Here is a 21,306-nt window from a genome sequence, read left to right on the forward strand (position 1 = left end):
GGACGGGCTCAGTGGTTGAAGATGATCAGCAGCAGGCCGCCGGCGACCGCCGCCCCCGCGACGCCGAACGAGAGGTAGGCACCGACGAGCGCCATGCGCTTCTGCCCGTCGGTGAGCGGGCTCCGCTTGGCGGCCTTCGCAGCCGCCTTCTCGGCCTTGCGGGCCTCCTTCTCGGAGATGACGGTGATCGCGTCGGTGAACTCGGCCGGCGCCACGACGGGCGCACGACCGGCACGGACCAGGAGTCGGAGGCCCGTGGCATAGGCGGCGACGACGATCGTGGCAGAGATGAAGGCGGCGACGAACACCTGGACGAAGGCCAGCCAGTTGATGACGATCACGCGTCGCCTCCGCTCTTCGGTCCGCGCGCGGATCGCTCGGCGGCTTTGGCGGCCCTCTTGGCTTCGGCCTCCTGCGCGGCGCGCTGGCGGGCCTCCTCCCGAGCGATGGCTCGCTGACGTCGCGTGGGCGGCGGGTTGCGCTTGACCTTGACCGCCTTGCCGGAGTCCGCCACCTCGCTCATCGCGTTGGCCGCGGTGACCTCGTCGCGGCGCGAGCGCATGTACAGGAACAGGATGATCGCCACCGCGATGATCGCGTCGATGATCACACCCCACACCGGCAGCCAGACCACGAGCAGTGCGGCGAGCGCTCCCACGGTGCCGGCGGCGGGGAGGGTGAGCAGCCAGCCGACCATGATGCGGCCCGCGGTCCGCCAGCGCACCGTCGCGCCGCGTCGGCCCAGGCCCGAGCCGATGACCGATCCCGACGCCACCTGCGTCGTCGAGAGCGCGAAGCCGAGGGCGCTCGAGGCCAGGATCGTCGAGGCCGTCGAGCTCTCGGCGGCGAAGCCCTGCGCGGGCTTGACGTCGGTCAGTCCCTTGCCCAGGGTGCGGATGATGCGCCAGCCGCCCATGTACGTGCCGAGGGCGATGGTGATGGCGCACGCGAAGATCACCCACGTCTGCGGCTCGGGGTCGCTCGCCGACTGGAGGCCGGAGGTGATCAGGAGGAGGGTGATGATGCCCATCGTCTTCTGCGCGTCGTTCGTGCCGTGCGCGAGGGCGACCAGCGAGGACGTGAAGATCTGGCCGACGCGGAACCCGTCGCGGCCGTCGGGCCTGCTGTCGTAGCGGCGCGTGATCGCATACGCGATCTTCGTCGCCGAGAACGCGATGATGCCCGCGGTGAGCGGCGCGATGATCGCGGGGAGGATCACCTTGGACATCACGACGCCGAAGTCGATCGCCGCGACGCCCACGCCGACGATGGTGGCGCCGATGAGACCGCCGAAGAGCGCGTGCGAGGACGACGAGGGCAGCCCGAGCAGCCACGTGAGCATGTTCCAGGTGATCGCGCCGATGAGACCGGCGAAGATGATCTCGGGGAAGATGGCCGCGGAGATCTCGGATTCGTTGATGATTCCGCCCGAGATCGTCTGGGCGACCTCGGTGGACAGGAACGCCCCGACCAGGTTCAGCAGAGCGGCCAGCAGCACCGCCGTCTTGGGCTTGAGAGCGCCGGTCGCGATGGGCGTCGCCATCGCGTTCGCCGTGTCGTGGAAACCATTCGTGAAGTCGAAGAACAACGCGAGTGCGATGACCAGCACGATGATGAGGGTTGCGGTTTCCACCGTTCGCTTTCCGTAAGGGGATGTGGAGAAGATGCCGACGGGATCGGCGTGACGAACGAACAGTTCACCTTGAGTTCAGGAACCGGCAACCGGCCAGAAAGAATCCTTACACCGCCCCGCCCTGCGGTCAACTCGGGACGCGGTGCGGGAGGAGGGGTCTCCCGCCCTCCGACACGGCTACCGTGGGACCGTGACCGTTCACGACACCCCCGCAGCAGCATCCGCCCCCGTCGCCGAATCACGGCCCGTCGTCCGCAGCCATCACGGCGACGACGTCGAGGACCGTTACGAGTGGCTGCGCGCCAAGGAGGACGTGGCCGTCCTGGCGCACCTCGAGGCGGAGAACGCGTACACCCAGCAGCGCACCGCGCACCTCGACGGATTGCGCGCGAAGCTCTTCGACGAGATCAAGGGCCGCACTCTGGAGACCGACCTGTCGGTGCCCACGCGCCGCGGCGACTGGTGGTACTACGGCCGCACGATCCAGGGCAAGCAGTACGGCATCCAGTGTCGATCTCCGCTCTCCTCCCCCGACGACTGGACGCCGCCGGAGCTCTCGCCCGAGGCGGACGTCCCCGGCGAGCAGATCCTCCTCGACGGCAACGTCGAGGCGGACGGCCACGAGTTCTTCTCGCTCGGCAGCTTCGAGATCTCGAACGACGGCACCCTCATGCTGTACGGCGTCGACGTCGCCGGCGACGAGCGCTACACCGTGCGCGTGCGCAACGTGGTGACCGGCGAGCAGCTTCCCGACGAGATCCCGGGCACCTTCGCCGGGGCCACGTTCTCGCCCGACGGGCGCTTCATCGTCTACACCACCGTCGATGACGCGTGGCGGCCCGACACCGTGTGGCTGCACGAACTCGGCACCCCCGTCGACAGCGACGAGAAGCTGTTCCACGAGCCCGACGAGCGGTACTGGGTCGGTGCCGGCTTCACCCGCAGCGACCGCTTCCTCATGATCGAGGTGGGGTCGTCCATCACCTCCGAGGAATGGCTGGTGGATGCCGCGGCCCTGCGCACCGAGCCGCGCGTGGTGTGGCCCCGGTCCGAAGGGGTCGAATACGAGTCGTCCCACGCCGTGATCGACGGCGAGGACGTGCTCTTCGTGCTCCACAACGACGGCGCCCTGGACTTCGAGCTCGTGCGGGTGGCGGCATCCGATCCCCGCGGCGAGCGCGCCGTCGTGATCCCGCACCGCCCCGGACATCGGCTGCTCGGCGTCTCGACGTTCCGGGACTGGGGCGTGGTGGGCTATCGCCGCGGCGGACTCCCCCGCCTCGGCCTGCTCGACTACACCACCGGCGACGTCAACGAGCTCGAGTTCGACGAACCGCTCTACGCCGTCGGATCCGGGGGCAACCCGGAGTGGGCTCCGCCGCTGCTGCGCATCGGATACGGCTCGTTCACGACCCCCGGCACGGTCTACGACTACGACCTCGCGACCGGCGACCTGCTGCTGCGCAAGCGCCAGCCGGTGCTCGGGGGCTACGACCCGGAGGCCTACGCCCAGGCACGCGTGTGGGCGACGGCGCAGGATGGCACGCAGATCCCGCTCTCGCTCGTCTGGAAGCGCTCGTTCGGCGACGCAGGCGAGACGCCGCGGCCGCTCCATCTGTACGGTTACGGCTCGTACGAGCATTCGATCGAGCCCGGGTTCTCGGTGCCGCGCCTGTCGGAGCTGGACCGCGGCGTGATCTTCGCCGTCGCCCACGTGCGCGGCGGCGGCGAGATGGGTCGTCAGTGGTACGAGGACGGCAAGCTCCTCCACAAGCGCAACACCTTCACCGACTTCGTCGACTGCGCCCGGCATCTCGTCGACCACGGGTACACCACGCCGTCGCAGATGGTGGCCGAGGGCGGCTCCGCGGGCGGTCTGCTGATGGGCGCCGTCGCCAACCTCGCGCCGGAGCTGTTCGCGGGTGTGCTGGCCGACGTGCCGTTCGTCGACGCGCTCACCACGATCCTCGACCCCTCGCTCCCTCTGACCGTGATCGAGTGGGACGAGTGGGGCGACCCCCTGCACGACGCCGACGTCTACGCCTACATGAAGTCGTACTCGCCCTACGAGAACGTGCGGACGGATGCTCCCTACCCGCGGATCCTCGCCGTCACGTCGCTCAACGACACCCGTGTGCTCTACGTCGAGCCGGCGAAGTGGGTCGCGCGTCTGCGCGAGGTCGGCGCCGACGCCCTCCTCAAGTGCGAGATGGTCGCCGGTCACGGCGGCGTCTCCGGCCGCTACAACGCCTGGCGCGAGCGGGCGTTCGAACTGGCGTGGATGCTCGACGTGCTCGGCGTCGCCGACGCCTGACCTGACCTGCCCTGCCGAGGTCAGGAGATCTGCCGACGTCAGGACCGGTCTGCCGGCATCGGTCCTGATCCGGGAAGGTCTCCTGATCCCGGGTGCAACGTGATCTGAGCCGCCGGCTCCTCCACACACCTGCATGGAGGCGAGGAGCCCACCGGCGCGCTCAGAACGACGATCGTAGGGGACGCGCGCGAGCACGCTTGGCGGGTGCCCCGGGACTTGACAGCGTGGATCACTCGACAGGGCGGAGTCGCTCACTCGAGCGTCGCCCGCGACCACGGCTTCTCAAAGCACGACGCCGCGACCTCGGTGGCCGCGGGCCGTCTGCAGTGGGTTCGGCGCTCATGGCTCGTCGCTCCAGCTTGCGACCCGGCGCTTCGCGCCGCGGCGGAAGCCGGCGGACGAGCGACCTGTGTGAGCAGCACGCGGCGACTCGGTCTGTGGACGCCCGAACACGACTGCCCGCACGTGTCCGTCTCGCCCGGTGCGTCCAGGTTCTCCGCCGGCGGGCTTGTCGTGCACTGGGCAGTCGGCCCGGTGCCGGTCCCCCGCCATGTTGCCCATGAGCCGCTCCTCAACGTGTTGTTCCACGTTGCCCGCTGCCTACCGCCGGCGGATTCACTCGCGGTGTGGGAGTCAGCGCTCCGGACAGGACAGACCGACGCCGCTGTCCTTCGCGCGGTGCCCTGGAGCAGCACTCGCGCGCAGGGGCTGGCCGACCGCGCAGGAGCCCTTTCCGACTCCGGGATCGAGTCACACTTCATGCGGCTCATGCACGGAATCGGTGTGAAGGTACGCCAGCAGGTGTGGATCGACGGTCACCCCGTCGACGGTCTCATCGGCGAGCGGCTCGTCGTGCAGGTCGACGGGTTCGAACATCATCGGGCGGCGGATCGCCGCCGAGACATCGCCGCGGATGCGCGCTTGATGCTGCGGGGGTTCCACGTCCTGCGGTTCGACTACGTGCAGATCCTCTTCCACCCCGAGCAGGTGATCTCTGTGATCCAGACAGCGATCGCGCAGCGACGACACCTCGCTCAGTGATTCTCCCTGGTCAGGAGAAACGCTCAGATCAGGATGCTGGAGCCCGCCCCGCTCCTGATCTCGGCAGATGACCTGATCTCACACGGATGCCTCGGTGGAGGCATCCGCAGGGCTCAGCCGAAGAGTGCAGCGGCCTCTTCGTACCGGTAGAGGGGCACGGTGTTGAGTTCACCGAGAGCCTCGGCGAACGGCACGCGCACGATGTCGGTGCCGCGCATGGCCACCATCTGGCCCCACGCGCCGTCGATGACGGCATCGGCGGCGTGCAGACCCAGGCGCGTGGCGAGCACGCGGTCGAAACCGGAGGGCGATCCCCCACGCTGGATGTGACCGAGCACGGTGGAACGGGTCTCGATGCCGGTCCGGCGCTCGATCTCGGGGGCGAGCACCTCGCTGATGCCGCCGAGGCGCGGACGGTTGAACGCGTCGAGGCCCTTGTCGGAGAAGGCCTCGTCCTGCCCCTTGAGCTTGAAGCCCTCGGAGACGACGATGAGCGGCGCGCGGCCGCGGTCGTGCGCCTTGGAGACGAGGTCGCAGATCTCCTCGATCGACATCGGCACCTCGGGAATGCAGATCGCATGGGCACCGGCGGCCATCCCGGCATGCAGGGCGATCCACCCGACGTGGCGCCCCATGACCTCGGCCACCATGCAGCGCTGGTGCGAGTCTCCCGTGGTGCGGAGTCGGTCCATCGCGTCGGTGGCGATGTTGACGGCCGTGTCGAATCCGAACGAGTAGTCGGTCGCACGCAGGTCGTTGTCGATCGTCTTCGGCACGCCGAGCACGTTGATGCCGTCGTTGGCCAGACGGTTGGCGGCCGCGAGGGTGCCTTCGCCGCCGATCGCGATGATGCCGTCGATCCGGTGGCCGTACAGCGTCTTGGCGATGTTCTCGGCGCCGCCGCGCGGCCCCTCATACGGGTTGGTGCGGCTCGTTCCGAGAATCGTGCCGCCGACCTTCGACAGGCCCTTCACCTCGTGGCGCGTCAGCGGGAAGAAGTCCGCGTCGACGACCCCGCGCCAGCCGTCGCGAATACCGACGAACTCCAGGTCGTACGACGTGGTCCCCTTGAGGACGACGCCGCGGATGACCGCGTTGAGCCCGGGGCAGTCGCCGCCGCTCGTCAGGATGCCGATCTTCATGGCTGTGGTCCTCGCTGTCGGGGGAAGAGGGTCGGCGACGCTGCCTCACCCGACATTAGTGCCCGGATGCCGCACCCTGCCACACGCGGTCAGTCCGCGCCGAGGGCCCGGCGCGTGAGGTGCATGAGCGCCGACAGCTGCACCGAGTCGCTCGACTGCGGGTCGACGGCCTCGCCGTCGAGCGCGCGGGCGGCGAGCCCCTGCTTGGAGTCGATCAGCTCGGCGATCTTCGTGTCGATCGTGTGCGCGGCGATGATGCGCCACGCGGTGACCGGCTCGTCCTGGCCGATGCGGTGCACGCGGTCGATCGCCTGCGTCTGCTCGGCGGCTGTCCACGACAGCTCGGCGAGCACGACGTTGGACGCGGCCTGCATGTTGAGGCCGACGCCCGCCGCGGTCAGCGAGCAGACCGCGATCCCCACGCCCGCGTCGTTGTTGAAGTCGTCGATCGCCTGCTGGCGCACCGGCGTCGTCTGGTCGCCGCGGATCGACACCGTGCGCAGGCCGGCGCCCGCGAAGTGCGCCTCGGCGGCATCCATCACATCGATGTGCTTGGCGAAGAACACGACCTTGCCGACCGAGCGCTGCAGCTGCACGGCGTAGTCCGCCGCGAGAAGCGCCTTGGCCTGACCGATCTTGCGCACCATGGTGAAGACGTTCTCGGAGCCGGTCCCGGCGGCCTTGGACTCCTCCAGCTCGTTCTGCGCGACGAGACGCACGATGTCGCCGTCGATCTCGCCGGGGGCGAGGCCGCGATCGCCGCGGGCCTCGATGATCCGGCGGTAGCGGGCGGCCAGTCGCTCGCCGAGCTCGCGCTCCGCCTGGCGGATCGAGCGGCCGAACTCGTCGTCCAGCTCGACCGGGAGGTCGGCGATGAGCTTGTCGGGCAGGTCCGCGGCGACATCCTTCTTCTTGCGCCTCACGATGCCCATCGAGATCACCGCGTCGCGAGCCTCGGGGTAGAACGCCTTGTCGGCCGGTGTGAGACCCGTCTCGTCGAGCTTCTCCATCAGCTCGGGCCCGGGCTTCTCGCCGGTCGTCCAGCCGAGGAATCGCCAGATCGCGTCGAAGTCCTCGACGTCGTTGATGAGCGGCGTTCCGGTGAGGGCGAGCAGGAGCGGGTCGCGCACCTGCTCGCGAATACGCGCGGCGAGCGCGAGCACGTTCTGCGAGCGCTGCGAGCCGAGATTCTTGATGAAGTGCGCCTCGTCGACGACCATGCCCTTCAAGCCCAGGTCGCCGAGCCAGGACAGGTGCCGGTCGAGCACCTCGTAGTTGACGATGAACACGTCCGCGAAGGCGTCGATGGCCTCGCCGTCGCCGTGGATGACGGTTGCACGCCGGTGGGGCGTCCAGCGCTCCACCTCGCGGGCCCAGTTCATCTTGACGACATTCGGCACGACCGCCAGCAGCGGATACGCGCCGGCGACGGATGCTGCGAGCACGGACTCCGCCGTCTTCCCGAGGCCGGGCTCATCGGCCAGGAGGAAGGTGCGGTGCCCTTCGCGCACGGACTCGAGGAAGCGCGACTGATGCACCATGATCTCGAGGCCCTTGGGCGAGAGGCGGTCGAACTCCGGCACGGGCGGAAGGTCCATGGTCGCGGCACCGCCGCCGGCGCCCGTCTCGAAGGCCTTGTAGAGCGGACCCATGAGCTCCCAGCCGTCGAGGCGACGCCGCGGCGTCTGCTTGGGAGCGCGGAGGGAGAGGTCGGGCGCGAGGAACGGGTTGGACTCGCGGCGCGCCTCCACCTGCTGCGGTACCACCTGGCGCTCGGCCAGTGCGGCGGGGACGACCGTCGCGGCGGCCGGGGCGGCATCGGTGATGATGAGCTCGTCAGGCGGCAGCTCCGCGCCGGATTCGAGTAGCCAGTCGCGGCGCATGCGCCGCGCGACCGGCGAGGCGGCCTGATCGACCTCGAGCAGCTGGATGAGCGACGTGTCGCGCGCAGCCGTCTTCGCGAGGATGGTGGCGACGCCGTCGAGCCGCTTGAGGAGCTCGGCGCGAGCGGCGTCGGTCACCGAGGTGTCGGCCTTCACACGGGCGCGCTCCTCGCGCACCAGGAACGCGATGACCTGGAACTTGACGCGGTTCGTCGGTCCGAGCTTTCCTCGCTGGGCCTTGGCTTCGACCTCACGCACCTTGCGGGCGAGGATCGGGATGATGGGGGCCTCGTCGTCTCGACGTACGGACGAAGACTTGCGGCGACGCTGCGCCGACGTCTGGGCGGGTGCCGTGGGCGGCATGCTCCTCCTGAGCGTGAATGCCGGCGAACCGGCGGTGAATCGGTGTGGACACCGAAACGGCTGCGATGCTCCCGCTGGCGGCGCGGACGCCGTCGCAACACGGGACGGGTGCTCTCGCCGTCGGCCGCGGGCACTCGCTTCTGCGAGCTGCGACGTCGACAGCGGATTCCCCTGGTGCCAGTCTAGCGGACGCGGGCGGCTCAGCCCCAGACCGTGTCGACGATGTCCTCGGTGTAGCCCTGCGGGGCGAAGTTGATCCACGAGGTCGACACCCAGCCGCCGTCGCCGACGTAGTGGGTCTCGCCGCTCGCGTACTCCTCGTCGTCCTGCGTGACGCCCTTCTGCTCGAAGCGGCACACGGTCCCGCTCCCGAGCGACTCGCACGCGGCTCCCGAAGCGGCGAGCTCGGAGGTGATGAACTCCTCCTGCCCGGCATCGATCGCGGTGACGTTGGTCGCCAGCCCGTACTCGCCCGGCATCCCCCACGAGCAGCGGATGGTCGGCGCCCCGCCGTCGATGATCTGGATGAGGTCGACGTCCTGCGTGGAGAGCATCGTCACGCCCGGGTCGTTGAGAGGCGGATTGTCGGCGTTGAGGCTGGCGAGCATCGATGGGGAGTAGAGCTCTTCGCACGCCTGCGGAACGTCGAACTCCGCGCCGGGGAGCTCCGTCTCGATCGGGGTGGGCGAAGCACCCGTGGGGCGTGGCGAGATCGACGGGGTCGCATCTCCGCTGGCGTCGGGCGCCGGCTCGGGGCGGCACCCCACGATGAGGGCGGCCGCGACGGAGAGGAGGGCGATCGCGCCCAGCGAGCGGACCGCGATCCGACGTCGATCGTGCAGCATCCGGCCTCCGTGCTCTGGGGAACCCTTCGACCCTACGATGCCCCTCGCACACCTGTCGGGGGACGCGCCGCGCGCATCGAGGCCCTAATCGTCGGCCGACGCCACCTGCCACTGCGACAGCAGGTGCGGATCATCGGTCACGATGCCGTCCACGCCGAGCGCGGTGACCGCGTCCCACTGCGCATCCTTGTTGAGCGTGTAGACGACGATGCGTCCCCCGGCTGCGTGTATCTCGTCGACGACCTCCGGTCGCGCGAGCACAGCCTTGCGCGAGACGACGATGCCGCGCACGCCGGCCTGCTCGGCCGCCGCCACGACGTCCTTCGGGAGGTGCTTGAGGATGAGAAGGCGCGAGACGACCTCCGACTCGATCGCGCACAGGGCGAGCGTGCGGGCGTCGAAGCTCGCGAGGGCGATGCTGCGATCGAGATCCCGCGCGGCGATCTCGTCGATCGCTCGGGCCACCGCGGCAGCATCCCACGTTCCCTTGAGCTCGACGATCGCGCGGCCGCCCGCGGCGGCGAGCACGTCGAGGAACTCGGGGAGCGTCGGCACCCGCGTACCGGCGTAGGCCGGATCGAACCACGACCCGGCGTCGAGGGACTGCACCTCGGCGAGCGTCAGATCGGCGAGGTACCCGGTGCCGTCGGTGGTGCGATCCACCTTGCGATCGTGCAGCAGCACGGGGTGGCCGTCGGCGGTCAGCGCGACGTCGACCTCGACGTAGCCGAAGCCTCCGGCCAGCGCGGCCGTGATCGCCGGCAGGGTGTTCTCGGGAGCGGTGGCGCCGCCTCCCCGGTGGCTGGCGATGAACGCGGCGTCACCCGGACCTCGCGGGTCCCCCATGAGCTCCGTGGCGCTCACGCGCGCGGGACTGGCGCCGAGGAAGGCGATCACCAGGCTGGCGGCCGCGAGCACGCAAACGACGAGCAGAGCGTGGGTCCGGTCGCGCGTGCGATCGGATGCCGCGGAAGGGGGCATCGGGTATGTCCTCCGGGTCGTACACCGTGTCCTCTTCGACACGGTGCGCCCACTCTACATGCGCCGTTACCTTTCCGTTACCTCTTTTCGGAACGGATGCCGCTTACGGCATCCCAGATCGCGTCGGCGACGTCGCGCTTGGTTCCGTCGGCCGTCGCGACGACCTCGCCGGCGGCATCCAGCAGCGTGACCTCGTTGCGATCCGCCTCGAATCCCTGCGCCCACCCCACCTGGTTCACCGCGAGAAGATCGGCGCCCTTGCGCGCGGCTTTGCGGCGTCCGCGGTCGAGCAGGGTCTCACCGTCCTGCGGGGTCTCCGCCGCGAATCCGACCACGATCTGCCCATCGCGACGGCTCCTGACCAGGCCCGCGAGGATGTCGGCGTTCTCGACGAGGTGCAGCGTGATGCCCGGCCCCTCCGCGGCATCCTTCGACAGCTTCGCGTCCGACACCTCGGCGACGCGATAGTCGGCGACGGCAGCCGCCATGACGACGACGTCCGCCCCGGCGGCGGCGTCGCCGACCGCGACAGCGAGCTCCGCCGCCGTGCCGGTACGCACGACGCTCACGCGCGGGTGCGTGGAGGCGCCGGAGAGCACGCCTTCGTCGACGTGCGCGGCGATGAGCAGCACGTCCGCACCGCGATCGGCCGCCGCGAGGGCGACCGCGATCCCCTGCTTCCCGCTGGAGCGGTTGCCGATGAAGCGGACCGGATCGATGGGCTCGCGTGTGCCGCCGGCCGACACGACCACGTGCATTCCCGAGAGATCGGCGCTGCGGGCCCCCGCCGCGGCGAGCGCCTCCGTCACGATCTGCTCCGGCTCCGACATCCGTCCTGGGCCGCTGTCGCCGCCGGTGAGTGCGCCGTCGGCGGGGCCGACCATAACCACTCCGCGCTCGCGCAGCGTGGCGATGTTGTGGACCGTCGCGGGGTGCCGCCACATCTCGGTGTGCATCGCCGGGGCCACGACGACCGGTGCCGTGGTGGCGAGTAGGGTCGTTCCCAGGAGATCGTCCGCCAGCCCGGCTGCCATCTTCGCCAGCGTGTTCGCGGTCGCGGGCGCCACGATCACGAGATCGGCCGACTGGCCGAGCGCGACGTGACGCACGCGAGCGACGTCCTCGTGGACGGAGGTCGTGACAGGGTTGCGGCTGATCGCCTCCCACGTCGGAAGGCCGACGAAGCGCACGGCGTCCGCGGTCGGCACGACGTGCACCTCATGTCCCTCCTTCACGAGGAGGCGCACCAGGTGCACCGTCTTGTAGGCGGCGATCCCGCCCGAGACTCCGACGACGACGAACACCCTCCGATCTTGGCACGACCCGGATCCCGGCAGGCAGGAGAACGCCCTCGATGTGCACCGTCGTCATCCGCGTGCCCGACTCCCCCGATGAGCCCACACGAGTGCTCGCGGTCCGCGACGAGGACCCGGAGCGACCCTGGAACCCGCTCGGACCCTGGTGGCCCGAGGCGCACGACGGCGTCGTCGGCGTGCGCGATGCGCGAGCCGGCGGTGCGTGGCTGGCCGCCGATCCCGGCACCCGCCGGCTGGCGGTGCTGCTCAATCGAGCGGATGCCTCGGCCCGACCGGAATCGGAGCTCATCTCGCGCGGCGGCATCGTGCTCGACGCGGTAGCCGGCCGGTCCCCCGAGGGCGCCCCGCCGACGCACGGCTTCAATCTGGTCGAGGTCGATCCGGCCGGCGCGCGGGTGCTCACCTGGGACGGCGAGCGGCTGCGCACGACGGAGCTCGCACCGGGGACGCACATGATCGCGCACGACGACGTCGATGACCCGGGCACGCCGCGCATCGCGCACTGGCTCGCCGAGTTTCAGGCGGCCGGTCTCTCCGGCGACGCCGAGTGGTGGATGCCGTGGGTCGACGTCCTGCGCCGGTCGGCGCAGCTGGAGCCGACGGATGACCGGGCGATCATCCGCGACAACCGCCCGTACGGCTACCCGACGCTGTCGCTGCTCGCGTGCGTCGCGTCCGTTTCGTCAGAAGGCGTCGACGTGCACTACGGGGAGCTGGACGAGCCCGGCCGCTGGGGCGGGCTCGACCTCGACTGATCCGCGCCCCCCGCTTGCCGAGAACGCGCCTGTGTCCTCGACACGCGGAGTCGGGCGTACACAAGTGCGTTCTCTGCAAGCGGTGCGGGGCGGGGTCAGACCAGGCTCTTGGTGTGCCAGACCGTCTTCGTCTCGGTGAACGCGGCGATGCGCTGCAGGCTCGGAGCCGCGGCATCCGCTCCCGACTCGGGGGGAAGCACGCGTGTGAGCGTCTCAGCGGCGGCGATCTGCAGGTCGACCCAGTCGAGGTCACCGGCGCCGACGAGGTCGAGGCCGTGCACATCGGGGTGCGACGCGAGCCACGGCGCGAGCTCGGCGGGCGATCCGGTGAGGACGTTCACCACGCCGCCCGGCACGTCGGAGGTCGCGAGCACCTCGGCGAGGCTGATCGCCGAGAGCGGGAAACGCTGCGAGGCGACGACGACCACGGAGTTGCCCGAGACCAGCGCCGGCGCGACCGCGGAGACGAGCCCGAGCAGGGCGGTGTCCTGCGGGGCGATCACGGCGACCACACCGGTCGGCTCGGGCACCGAGATGTTGAAGTACGGACCGGCGACGGGATTGCCGTTTCCGGCGACCTGGCCGAACTTGTCGCACCAGCCGGCGTACCAGACCCACCGGTCGATCGCCTCGTCGACCTCCGCCTGCGCGGCGGAGCCCGACACGCCCGTCTGCTGCACGATCTCGTCGACGAACTGCGCACGGCGGCCCTCGAGCAGCTCGGCGACGCGGTAGAGCACCTGGCCGCGGTTGTACGCGGTCGCGCCGGCCCAGCCCTTCACGGCTCCGCGGGCGGCGGTCACCGCGTCGCGGGCATCCTTGCGCGAGGCGAGCGCCGCGTTGGCGAGGAACTCGCCCTTGGCCGAGACGACCTCGTAGGTGCGTCCGGACTCGGTGCGGGGGAAGGCTCCTCCGATGAACAGCTTGTACGTCTTCGGCACGGTCAGTCGCTTGCTCACGCCGCCGCTCCCTTCAGGTACGCGAGGAGGCCGTGGCGGCCGCCCTCCCGGCCGTAGCCGGACTCCTTGTATCCGCCGAACGGGCTCGACGGGTCGAATCGGTTGAACGTGTTCGCCCAGATCACACCGGCGCGCAGCCGGTCGGCGACCGCGAGGATGCGCGAGCCCTTGTCGGTCCAGATGCCCGCCGACAGGCCGTACGGCGTGTTGTTGGCCTTCTCGATCGCCTCCGCGGGCGTGCGGAATGTGAGCACCGACAGCACCGGACCGAAGATCTCGTCGCGAGCGATCCGGTGGGAGGCCTGCACGTTGGTGAAGATCGTCGGAGCGAACCAGAACCCGCTGTCGGGGATGACGCAGTCGGCGCTCCAGCGCTCCGCGCCCTCCTCCTCGCCGATGCGGCTCAACTCACGGATGCGGTCGAGCTGCTCACGCGAGTTGATGGCGCCGATGTCGGTGTTCTTGTCCAGCGGGTCGCCCAGACGAAGCGTCGACAGGCGCGACTTGAGCCGGTCGACGACCTCGTCGTGGATCGACTCCTGCACGAGCAGTCGACTGCCGGCGCAGCACACGTGACCCTGGTTGAAGAAGATGCCGTTGACGATGCCCTCGATGGCCTGGTCGATGGGGGCGTCCTCGAAGACGATGTTCGCGGCCTTGCCGCCCAGCTCGAGGGTGAGCTTCTTGTCCGTGCCGGCGACGGCCTTGGCGATCTCGCGGCCGACCGGAGTCGAGCCAGTGAAGGCGACCTTGTTCACATCGGGGTGGCGGACCAGAGCGGCACCGGTCGCCCCGGCGCCCGTGACGATGTTCACCACGCCCGGCGGCAGATCGGCCTGCTGCAGGATCTCCGCGAAGATCAGCGCAGACAGCGGCGTGGTCTCGGCCGGCTTGATCACGACCGTGTTGCCTGCCGCCAGCGCCGGCGCGATCTTCCACGCGAGCATCAGCAGCGGGAAGTTCCAGGGGATCACCTGGCCCGCGACGCCGAGGGCGCGCGGGTTCGGACCGAGACCGGCGTAGTCGAGCTTGTCGGCCCAGCCGGCGTAGTAGAAGAACCACGCGGCCACCAGCGGCACGTCGACGTCGCGGCTCTCCTTGATCGGCTTCCCGTTGTCGAGGCTCTCGGCGACGGCGAGCTCTCGCGCGCGCTCCTGCACGAGGCGGGCGATGCGGAAGAGGTACTTGCCGCGATCGCGGCCGCTCATCTTCGACCACGTCTTGTCGTGGGCGCGGCGCGCGGCGGCGACGGCGGCATCGACATCTGCTTCACTCGCCGTCGCGATGGTCGCGATGTGCTTCTCGTCCGCCGGGGAGATGGTGGCGAAGCTCTCCCCGCGACCGGGACGGAACTCGCCGTCGATGAACAGCCCGTACTCGTCGCGGAGGTTCAGGATCGCTCGCGACTCGGGAGCGGGCGCGTACTCAAGAAAACTCATGTCTCGGGTCCTCAGTCGATCGTCACGTAGTCGGCGCCGGAGTAGTGGCCGGTCTTCAGCTTCTGGCGCTGCAGCAGCACGTCGTTGAGCAGACTCGACGCGCCGTAGCGGAACAGGTGGGGCTGCAGCCACTCCTCGCCCACCGTCTCCGCGACGGTGACGAGGTATTTGATCGCGTCCTTGGATGTGCGGATGCCGCCAGCCGGCTTGACGCCCACCTTCTCGCCGGTCGCGCGATGCCAGTCCCGCACGACCTCGAGCATCAGCAGCGTCACCGGCAGGGTCGCGGCGGGCTGCACTTTCCCGGTCGACGTCTTGATGAAGTCGCCGCCGGCGAGGATGGCGAGCCATGACGCGCGCTTGACGTTGTCGTAGGTGGTGAGCTCACCGGTCTCGAGGATCACCTTGAGCGACGCGTAGGTGCCGTCCTCACGACGACAGGCCTCCTTCACACGGGCGATCTGGTCGAAGACCAGGCCGTACCGGCCCGCGAGGAATGCGCCGCGGTCGATCACCATGTCGATCTCGTCGGCGCCGTGCGCGACGGCTTCCGCGGTGTCGGCGAGCTTGATCTCGAGCGAGGAGCGCCCGCTCGGGAACGCTGTCGCGACCGCCGCCACGGAGACCAGCCCGTCGTCGGGGTCGCCGTGCGCGGAGCCCAGCGCCTCGACGGCGTACGGCACCATGTCGCCGTACACGCACACGGCGGCGACGCGCGGGCAGGTCGGGTCGGACGCATCCGGGTTCAGCGCCTTGGCGACCAGCGATCGCACCTTGCCCGGCGTGTCGGCGCCCTCGAGCGTGGTCAGGTCGATGAGATCGATGATCTTGTCGAGCGCCCACGCCTTGGAGGATGTCTTGATCGAGCGGGTGCCGAGGCCGGCCGCCCGCTGCTCCAGGCCCACGGCATCGACGCCGGGCAGGCCGTGCAGATAGCGGCGGAGGGTCGTGTCGTCGGGTTCCCCGCCGAGCAGCGCGACGGCCCGCTCGGGCAGCGTCTGCAGATCGGTGCGGCTCATGGTGCTCCCTCTGTCTGGTGATCCTGCTCGCGGGGGCGAGGATCGCTCACCTCGTCGCGCAAAACGTCAAGCCTACCCGGCTCGGTCGGGTGCGCCGCGATCGCCGGTGACCGTCGGATGCCGCGCACGGCTCGATCGTAGGCTCGTCGGGCCTGGCCGGTCTACGGGTCGGCGGGCCCTACGCCGGGGGCGCGGCCGGCCAGATGAGCTCCGCCACCAGTTCGTCCGGCGTCATGCCGCGTCGCGCGGCCTCTGCCTCGAGCCGGGCGATCGTCGAGGGCGACAGCGCTCCCGGCCGGGCAGCGGCGTCGGCGGGTCGCTCGCGAAGCAGCAGCGACAGCACGGGCACGACGATGGCGCCGAGGGCAGCGAGGATCGAGGCGATCCCCATCGTTCGCGAGTACGCTTCGCCGCCGGTCTCGTCGGTCCACACCGGGTACACGACGAGGACGAACACCAGCGCGAACAGCGCGAGCGTCACGATGAGGCCGATCCGCACGACGCGCTGACGACGATCCGCCAGCAGCAGGAGCAGGCACGCGAACGCCAGGCCGACGGATGCCGCGACCATCGTCCACAGGACATCCCAGAACAGCTCCGCCTCCCACGACGGCTGGGCCCACAGCGCGATGATCGCGAGGACGGCGGTGATGACCGCCACCGCTGCGCCGACGAGCCCGACGATCTGCAGGCGCCGCCCGAGCAGCGACGCGCAGCAGAGCACGGCCACGCTGAAGGCGCCGACGAGACCCGTCGTGCCGAGGACCTTCCACGCCGGATCGCCTAGCTCGGCGCCGAGCAGTACGACGATGCCGCCGAGGGCGGCGAGCCCGAACGAGACGATGATGATGCCGACGATCACGCGGCGGAGAACGGACATCCGGGGTCGGGTCTGCTCCACCGCGTCCGTCATGTCAGCTCCTCGCGCACCCGGATGACATCGTCGGTCATCTGCTCGATGAGCGGACCGATCCCCTCGAACGCGACCATACCGCGGATGCGGGCCACGAATTCGATCTCGACCGTGTGTCCGTAGAGATCGAGGTCGGTCTCGTCGAGCACGTACGCCTCGACCTGCCGCAGGACGACGTCGTCGAAGGTCGGGTTGGTGCCGATGCTGATCGCGGCGGGATAGCGGATGCTGCGCCGCGCGTCCCGGTGATGATCGGCGTCGAGTGCGCCGCCGTCGACCAGCCAGCCCGCGTAGACCCCCTCAGCGGGCACGAAGCCCTCGAGGTCGGACGACAGGTTGGCGGTCGGGAATCCGAGCTCGCGGCCGCGCTTGAGTCCGTGCACGACCACGCCGCGCACCGAGTGTGAGCGGCCGAGGATCCTCGCCGCTCCGGCCACGTCGCCCTCCGCCAGCAGTTCGCGCACCCAGGTGGAGGACACCCTGCGCCCGGCATCGATCGCGCGCACGTCGTCGACGATGTCGACCTCGAAGCCGAACTCGGCGCCGAGCTCTCGCAGGAGGTCCGGCGTGCCCGCTCCCCCACGGCCGAAGCGGAAGTCCCCGCCCACCAGGACGATGCGCACGCCCAGGGCGCCGACGAGGACGTGTTCGACGAACTCGCGCGCACCGAGATCGGCGAGGGCCCGGTCGAACGTCAGCAGCAGGGTCGCGTCGACGCCCGCGCTGGCGAGCAGGTCGAGCTTCTGGTGCGCGCCGACGAGACTGTCGGGGCAGATCTCGGGGCGGAGGAGCGCCAGCGGATTGCGGTCGAACGTGACGGCGACGACACGCGCGCCCGCCTCCGCAGCATCCACCCTTGCGCGATCGATCACGGCTCGATGTCCGGAGTGGACACCGTCGAACTTGCCGATCGCGACGACCGAGGGTCCGAAGCCCTCAGGCACCTCCGCGGGATCGCGGAAGACGATCACGAGGCCACCACAGCACTCTCGAGCGCGGTCTCGCGCTCCGCCGGGCGATGCGTCATGAGCCACCACAGCCCGAAGAACGGGAGGACGAGGGGGACGAACACGTACCCGAGCCCGAACCAGGACCACACGCTCGGATGGGCGAACAGCTCGGGCAGCGCGAGGCTCAGCGCACCGACGACCAGCACACCGACCAGTTCGAAGACGATCGCGATCCACGCCACGAGATACCAGCCGCGAGAGCCGGCGAATACGAGCGCCAACGTCGCGACGATGTAGACCAGCGCCGACAGCGCCGACAGCGCGTACGCGAGCGGGGCCTCCTCGTATCGCTCGACGATCTGGACGAACGAGCGACCGGTGGCGGCGAGCGCCATGATCCCGTAGACGACGACGAGGACACGGCCGATTCCGGTCATGCGGCGGCGAGGACGAGCGGGGGATGTCATGGCTCGTCAATCTTAGTTCGGGCCGCACGGTTGACCTCGCGAGGCAGTCACATAGGCCACTTGTTTAACACCAGTAGACAGACACACCGATAAGTGACAATATTCACAGCACGGACCCGTGCCGTACTTCCCTATCCGCCTCTCCCCTTGCGAAGTACCCACCATGCGATCGATCCGTACCCTCTTGCTCGCCGGCGCCGCCGCTGCGGCGCTGACCATCGGCATCATCTCCCCCGCTTCGGCGATTCAGCTGAGCGCTGCTACGCCGACGCCCACGCCGACCGCGACCGCGAAGGCCACGCCGACGCCCACGCCGACCGCGACCCCGAAGGCCACGCCGACGCCCACGCCGACCGCGACCCCGAAGGCCACGCCGACGCCCACGCCGACGGCGGCGACGTTCCGTCTGCCCCTCGCCGCGAAGAGCTACTCCGTCTCCTCCTACTTCGGCCCCCGCTGCATCCCGGTCCGTTACGGCCCCACCGTTCATCGAGGCGTCGATATGGCGGCCGCGGGCGGCGCTCCCATCCACGCCGTCGCCGCGGGAATCGTGACGGCGACGGTGAACGGGACGTCCTCCCAAGAGGGCTACATCTCCGTGCGCAGCATCATCGACGGCGTCGAGTACAAGACCGTCTACATGCACATGTGGTCCGCGACGACACACGTCAAGGTCGGCCAGACCGTCACCGCGGGCCAGCGCATCAGCCAGGTCGGCACCAGCGGAGCCTCATCCGGAAACCACCTCCACCTGGAACTGTGGAAGTCGACGCCCGCCGGCATGGTGGCGACGGATGCCGCGGCCTTCCTCAAGAACAAGGGGGTGGACCTGTACACCTCGGCGTACCGGGTGAATGCCAAGCCGACGCCGGCGACGTGCACGTACTACACGGTGGGGGGCGTGAACTTCCGCACCGGACCATCGACCGGCTACTCGGTCATCCGCATGCTGCCTCTCGGCACCGCCATGGTCCACGTCCCGGGCACGATCACTGCGGGCTTCATCCCCGTCAAGGTCGGCACGCAGACGGGATGGGTGTCGGCATCGCTGGTCTCGCCGACCAAGCCTCCGGCTCCGGCGGTCGTCGCGCCGCGCCCCGTACCGAAGCCGCCCACGTATGCCGCGACGGCGGCACTCAACCTCCGCACCGGACCTTCCACCGCCAACGCCCGGATTCTGTTGATCCCCAAGGGCGCGAACGTCGGCGTCATCAAGGCGTCCAGCGGCCAGTGGCGCCAGGTGTCCTACGCCGGCAAGACCGGCTGGGTGCACTCGACGTATCTCGTCAAGCGCTGACCCCGCTCACGCGATCTGGACCGTCCAGATCACGTGCATGCGCCACACCATGACGGCGACTGCGAGCGCCGCGATGCCCATGATCACCGTGCTCCAGCGGCTGCGCTCGAGCAGGGCCCAGGCGACTCCGGCGATCGGCAGCAAGGCGGCCGAGATCAGGTACACCCAGAACTCGAGCGCGCTGCCGGTCGGGGTGTTGCCCGCGAACGGTGCGATGACCGCCACGACGATCTGCACGACCAGCAGCAGCTCGACGAGCGCCAGGGAGCCCACGGTGAGGTCGCTGGGCCGGCGGCCCGCAAGCCCGGCGATGAGGCACAGCGATCCGGCGAGCACCGCGACGGCGACCTCCGCGATCGTCAACCACAGGATCATCGGGGAGCCTCCTCGGGCATGTTCATGATGCTCTTGACGTCGGAACCGCGCCCGCCCACGATGCCCACGAGCGTGCCGGAGGGGTCGATCGCCGCTGCGCGCTCGTGCTCGAGCCGGGCGGCGGCGCCGGCGAGCCGTTTGCCGTGGCGCAGGTCACGCGCCTCATCGGCGGTGACGTCGAACCGGCCCAGCACGGATGCCGCGACCTCCGCGGGGGCGATCAGGGGCCGATCGCCGATCTCCTCGACGCGCGCGGCGTCGGTGACGTCGAACGGGCCGATGCATGTGCGCCGGAGCGCCGTGAGGTGCCCCCCGACCCCGAGCGCGGAGCCGAGGTCGCGCGCGAGCGATCGGATGTAGGTGCCGCTCGAGCAGTCCACCACCACGTCGAGGTCGACCACCTCCGCTTCCCGCCGCTCGGCCAGGACCTCGAAGCGCGACACCGTGACCTCGCGGGCCTTGAGCTCGACCTCCTCGCCGGCGCGGGCGAGGTCGTAGGCGCGGCGGCCGTCGACCTTGATGGCCGAGTAGGTGCTCGGAACCTGCGAGATGCGGCCGGTGAGCGGCGCGATCGCGGCGTGGATCGCGGCGGAGGCGAGGGACGAGGCATCCGTCGCCGCCACCGCCTGGCCGTCTGCGTCGTCGGTGTCGGTCGCGACGCCGAGTCGGATCGACGCCGTATAGGTCTTGTCGAGACCCACGATGAATGTCAGCAGGCGCGTCGCCCCTTCGACGCCGAGCACGAGGAGTCCGGTCGCCATGGGATCGAGCGTGCCCGCATGCCCGATCTTGCGCGTCCCCAGGGCACGGCGGGCGCGCGCGACGACATCGTGCGAGGTGATCCCGGCGGGCTTGTCGACGAGAAGGATGCCGGCGGCTGCCATCAGCCGGACTCCCGCGCCGTGCGCCGCGGGTGCGCGAGGTCGCTGTTGTCGACGATGGCGGATGCCGCGGCCTGAGGCTGCGCCTCGCGGAGGTAGATCCTCTGCCCCTGGCGATACCGCGCGTTCGACGGCGCTTCCGGATCGGGGTCGCTCCCGTCACGGTCCGCCAGGCGCCGCGCGGCGACGGGCTCCGGCACGTCGAGCCAGAGCGACCAGTCCCACAGATCGCGCAGTTCCGGGCGGTGCAGGAAGATGCCGTCGACCACGAGCACGGCATCGCGCGGAGCTGTCACCCATTGAGACTCCTCGACCGCGTCGCGGGCCACGTCGAAGGAGGCGAGTTGGAACCCGGTCGCGCCCGAGGTCTGCGCGCCGTCGCGGAAGGGGTCGATGAGCACGCGACGGAAGGTGCCGTAGTCGAAGGAGTCGCGGTAGAACCCGTCGGGACTCGTCCGCCCGCGTGCGTAGCGCTCGGATCGCGGGCGATGGAAGCCGTCGATGCTCGCCCGGTAGACGGCGGCGCCCTTCTCGGCGAAGACCTCCGCGAGACCGTCGGCGAATGTCGTCTTCCCCGCTCCGTCGACGCCGTCGATCGCGACGATCACGCGGCCGCCGGGGTTCCTCCGCCTCACCTCGTCGCGCAGTTCGCGCCACAGCGTGGTGACGGGGGTGATCGGCAGGCGCATGCCCCCAGCCTACGGCCGGACACGGCGCTGCCCGGCTCGCGTCG

General features: G+C 70.1%; 20 protein-coding genes. 4 read left to right on the top strand and 16 right to left on the bottom strand.

Going from position 1 to position 21,306, the window contains the following annotated elements; genetic code table 11:
* Positions 1 to 8 precede the first annotated feature (8 nt).
* Complete coding sequence (locus ASD93_RS08005) at positions 9 to 341, bottom strand: hypothetical protein (RefSeq protein ID WP_056121152.1); 333 nt, start codon at positions 339 to 341, stop codon at positions 9 to 11.
* Positions 338 to 1,633, bottom strand: coding sequence for an inorganic phosphate transporter (locus ASD93_RS08010; protein WP_056121154.1), 1,296 nt, complete (start codon positions 1,631 to 1,633; stop codon positions 338 to 340). The genes ASD93_RS08005 and ASD93_RS08010 overlap by 4 nt, the downstream gene beginning before the upstream one ends.
* A gap of 190 nt (positions 1,634 to 1,823) precedes the next feature.
* On the opposite strand from ASD93_RS08010, the gene ASD93_RS08015 reads away from it, so the two are divergent.
* Both ASD93_RS08015 and ASD93_RS16160 read left to right on the top strand, forming a co-directional pair.
* On the top strand, positions 1,824 to 3,947 hold the full coding sequence (locus ASD93_RS08015; RefSeq protein ID WP_056121160.1) for a S9 family peptidase: 2,124 nt from the start codon (positions 1,824 to 1,826) through the stop codon (positions 3,945 to 3,947).
* Between the two features lie 759 nt (positions 3,948 to 4,706).
* Entirely contained in the window at positions 4,707 to 4,988 is a 282-nt protein-coding gene (locus tag ASD93_RS16160; protein WP_235566915.1) for an endonuclease domain-containing protein, read from the top strand.
* Positions 4,989 to 5,101: 113 nt separating this feature from the next.
* On the opposite strand, the gene ASD93_RS08025 is transcribed toward ASD93_RS16160, so the two are convergent.
* The 5 genes from ASD93_RS08025 to coaBC all read right to left on the bottom strand — a co-directional run bounded on the left by ASD93_RS08025 (position 5,102) and on the right by coaBC (position 11,506).
* A complete protein-coding gene (locus tag ASD93_RS08025) occupies positions 5,102 to 6,130 on the bottom strand; it encodes an ATP-dependent 6-phosphofructokinase (protein ID WP_056121162.1) in 1,029 nt (342 codons plus the stop codon).
* 89 nt (positions 6,131 to 6,219) lie between these two features.
* Positions 6,220 to 8,376 (bottom strand): DEAD/DEAH box helicase, encoded by a 2,157-nt coding sequence (locus tag ASD93_RS08030; RefSeq protein WP_056121164.1) that lies wholly within the window; start codon positions 8,374 to 8,376, stop codon positions 6,220 to 6,222.
* Positions 8,377 to 8,576: 200 nt separating this feature from the next.
* Positions 8,577 to 9,221, bottom strand: a complete 645-nt coding sequence (locus tag ASD93_RS08035) for a hypothetical protein (RefSeq protein WP_056121166.1) — start codon at positions 9,219 to 9,221, stop codon at positions 8,577 to 8,579.
* Positions 9,222 to 9,305: 84 nt separating this feature from the next.
* Positions 9,306 to 10,202: a glycerophosphodiester phosphodiesterase gene (locus tag ASD93_RS08040; RefSeq protein ID WP_056121169.1), complete on the bottom strand. Its 897-nt coding sequence runs from the start codon at positions 10,200 to 10,202 to the stop codon at positions 9,306 to 9,308.
* Between the two features lie 77 nt (positions 10,203 to 10,279).
* Positions 10,280 to 11,506 (bottom strand): bifunctional phosphopantothenoylcysteine decarboxylase/phosphopantothenate--cysteine ligase CoaBC, encoded by a 1,227-nt coding sequence (coaBC, locus tag ASD93_RS08045; RefSeq protein ID WP_056121171.1) that lies wholly within the window; start codon positions 11,504 to 11,506, stop codon positions 10,280 to 10,282.
* A gap of 50 nt (positions 11,507 to 11,556) precedes the next feature.
* Between coaBC and ASD93_RS08050 the strand changes: the two genes are divergently transcribed.
* Positions 11,557 to 12,273: an NRDE family protein gene (locus tag ASD93_RS08050; RefSeq protein WP_056121173.1), complete on the top strand. Its 717-nt coding sequence runs from the start codon at positions 11,557 to 11,559 to the stop codon at positions 12,271 to 12,273.
* 95 nt (positions 12,274 to 12,368) lie between these two features.
* Here the strand turns inward: ASD93_RS08050 and ASD93_RS08055 are convergent, their stop codons facing one another.
* From ASD93_RS08055 to ASD93_RS08080, 6 genes are all read right to left on the bottom strand, one after another.
* The gene (locus ASD93_RS08055; protein WP_056121175.1) at positions 12,369 to 13,232 is read right to left on the bottom strand and encodes an aldehyde dehydrogenase family protein; all 864 of its coding nucleotides are present in this window, start codon (positions 13,230 to 13,232) and stop codon (positions 12,369 to 12,371) included.
* Positions 13,229 to 14,671 carry an aldehyde dehydrogenase family protein gene (locus ASD93_RS08060; RefSeq protein WP_056121179.1) on the bottom strand — a complete coding sequence of 481 codons (1,443 nt, stop codon included), beginning with the start codon at positions 14,669 to 14,671 and terminating at the stop codon, positions 13,229 to 13,231. Before ASD93_RS08060 ends, ASD93_RS08055 begins: the two co-directional genes overlap by 4 nt.
* 11 nt (positions 14,672 to 14,682) lie before the next feature.
* Positions 14,683 to 15,690 (bottom strand): deoxyribose-phosphate aldolase, encoded by a 1,008-nt coding sequence (gene deoC / locus ASD93_RS08065; protein WP_056121180.1) that lies wholly within the window; start codon positions 15,688 to 15,690, stop codon positions 14,683 to 14,685.
* Positions 15,691 to 15,868: 178 nt separating this feature from the next.
* A complete protein-coding gene (locus ASD93_RS08070; protein ID WP_056121181.1) occupies positions 15,869 to 16,603 on the bottom strand; it encodes a hypothetical protein in 735 nt (244 codons plus the stop codon).
* Positions 16,600 to 17,574, bottom strand: a complete 975-nt coding sequence (locus ASD93_RS08075; protein WP_056121182.1) for a bifunctional riboflavin kinase/FAD synthetase — start codon at positions 17,572 to 17,574, stop codon at positions 16,600 to 16,602. The genes ASD93_RS08070 and ASD93_RS08075 overlap by 4 nt, the downstream gene beginning before the upstream one ends.
* Positions 17,571 to 18,020: a hypothetical protein gene (locus ASD93_RS08080; protein ID WP_056121184.1), complete on the bottom strand. Its 450-nt coding sequence runs from the start codon at positions 18,018 to 18,020 to the stop codon at positions 17,571 to 17,573. Before ASD93_RS08080 ends, ASD93_RS08075 begins: the two co-directional genes overlap by 4 nt.
* A gap of 163 nt (positions 18,021 to 18,183) precedes the next feature.
* Here ASD93_RS08080 and ASD93_RS08085 point away from each other — a divergent pair, with 163 nt between their 5' ends.
* Positions 18,184 to 19,317: a peptidoglycan DD-metalloendopeptidase family protein gene (locus ASD93_RS08085; RefSeq protein WP_056121186.1), complete on the top strand. Its 1,134-nt coding sequence runs from the start codon at positions 18,184 to 18,186 to the stop codon at positions 19,315 to 19,317.
* A gap of 6 nt (positions 19,318 to 19,323) precedes the next feature.
* Here the strand turns inward: ASD93_RS08085 and ASD93_RS08090 are convergent, their stop codons facing one another.
* Genes ASD93_RS08090 through ASD93_RS08100 form a run of 3 tightly spaced genes read right to left on the bottom strand, consistent with a single transcriptional unit; the run spans position 19,324 to position 21,262 of the window.
* Positions 19,324 to 19,692, bottom strand: a complete 369-nt coding sequence (locus tag ASD93_RS08090; protein ID WP_056121192.1) for a hypothetical protein — start codon at positions 19,690 to 19,692, stop codon at positions 19,324 to 19,326.
* Positions 19,689 to 20,576, bottom strand: coding sequence for a tRNA pseudouridine(55) synthase TruB (gene truB, locus ASD93_RS08095; protein WP_056121193.1), 888 nt, complete (start codon positions 20,574 to 20,576; stop codon positions 19,689 to 19,691). The genes ASD93_RS08090 and truB overlap by 4 nt, the downstream gene beginning before the upstream one ends.
* The gene (locus ASD93_RS08100; protein WP_056121194.1) at positions 20,576 to 21,262 is read right to left on the bottom strand and encodes a uridine kinase; all 687 of its coding nucleotides are present in this window, start codon (positions 21,260 to 21,262) and stop codon (positions 20,576 to 20,578) included. Before ASD93_RS08100 ends, truB begins: the two co-directional genes overlap by 1 nt.
* Positions 21,263 to 21,306: the final 44 nt, after the last annotated feature.

Origin of the sequence: Microbacterium sp. Root180 (assembly GCF_001428485.1) — a bacterium.
Taxonomy (GTDB): Bacteria; Actinomycetota; Actinomycetes; order Actinomycetales; family Microbacteriaceae; genus Microbacterium.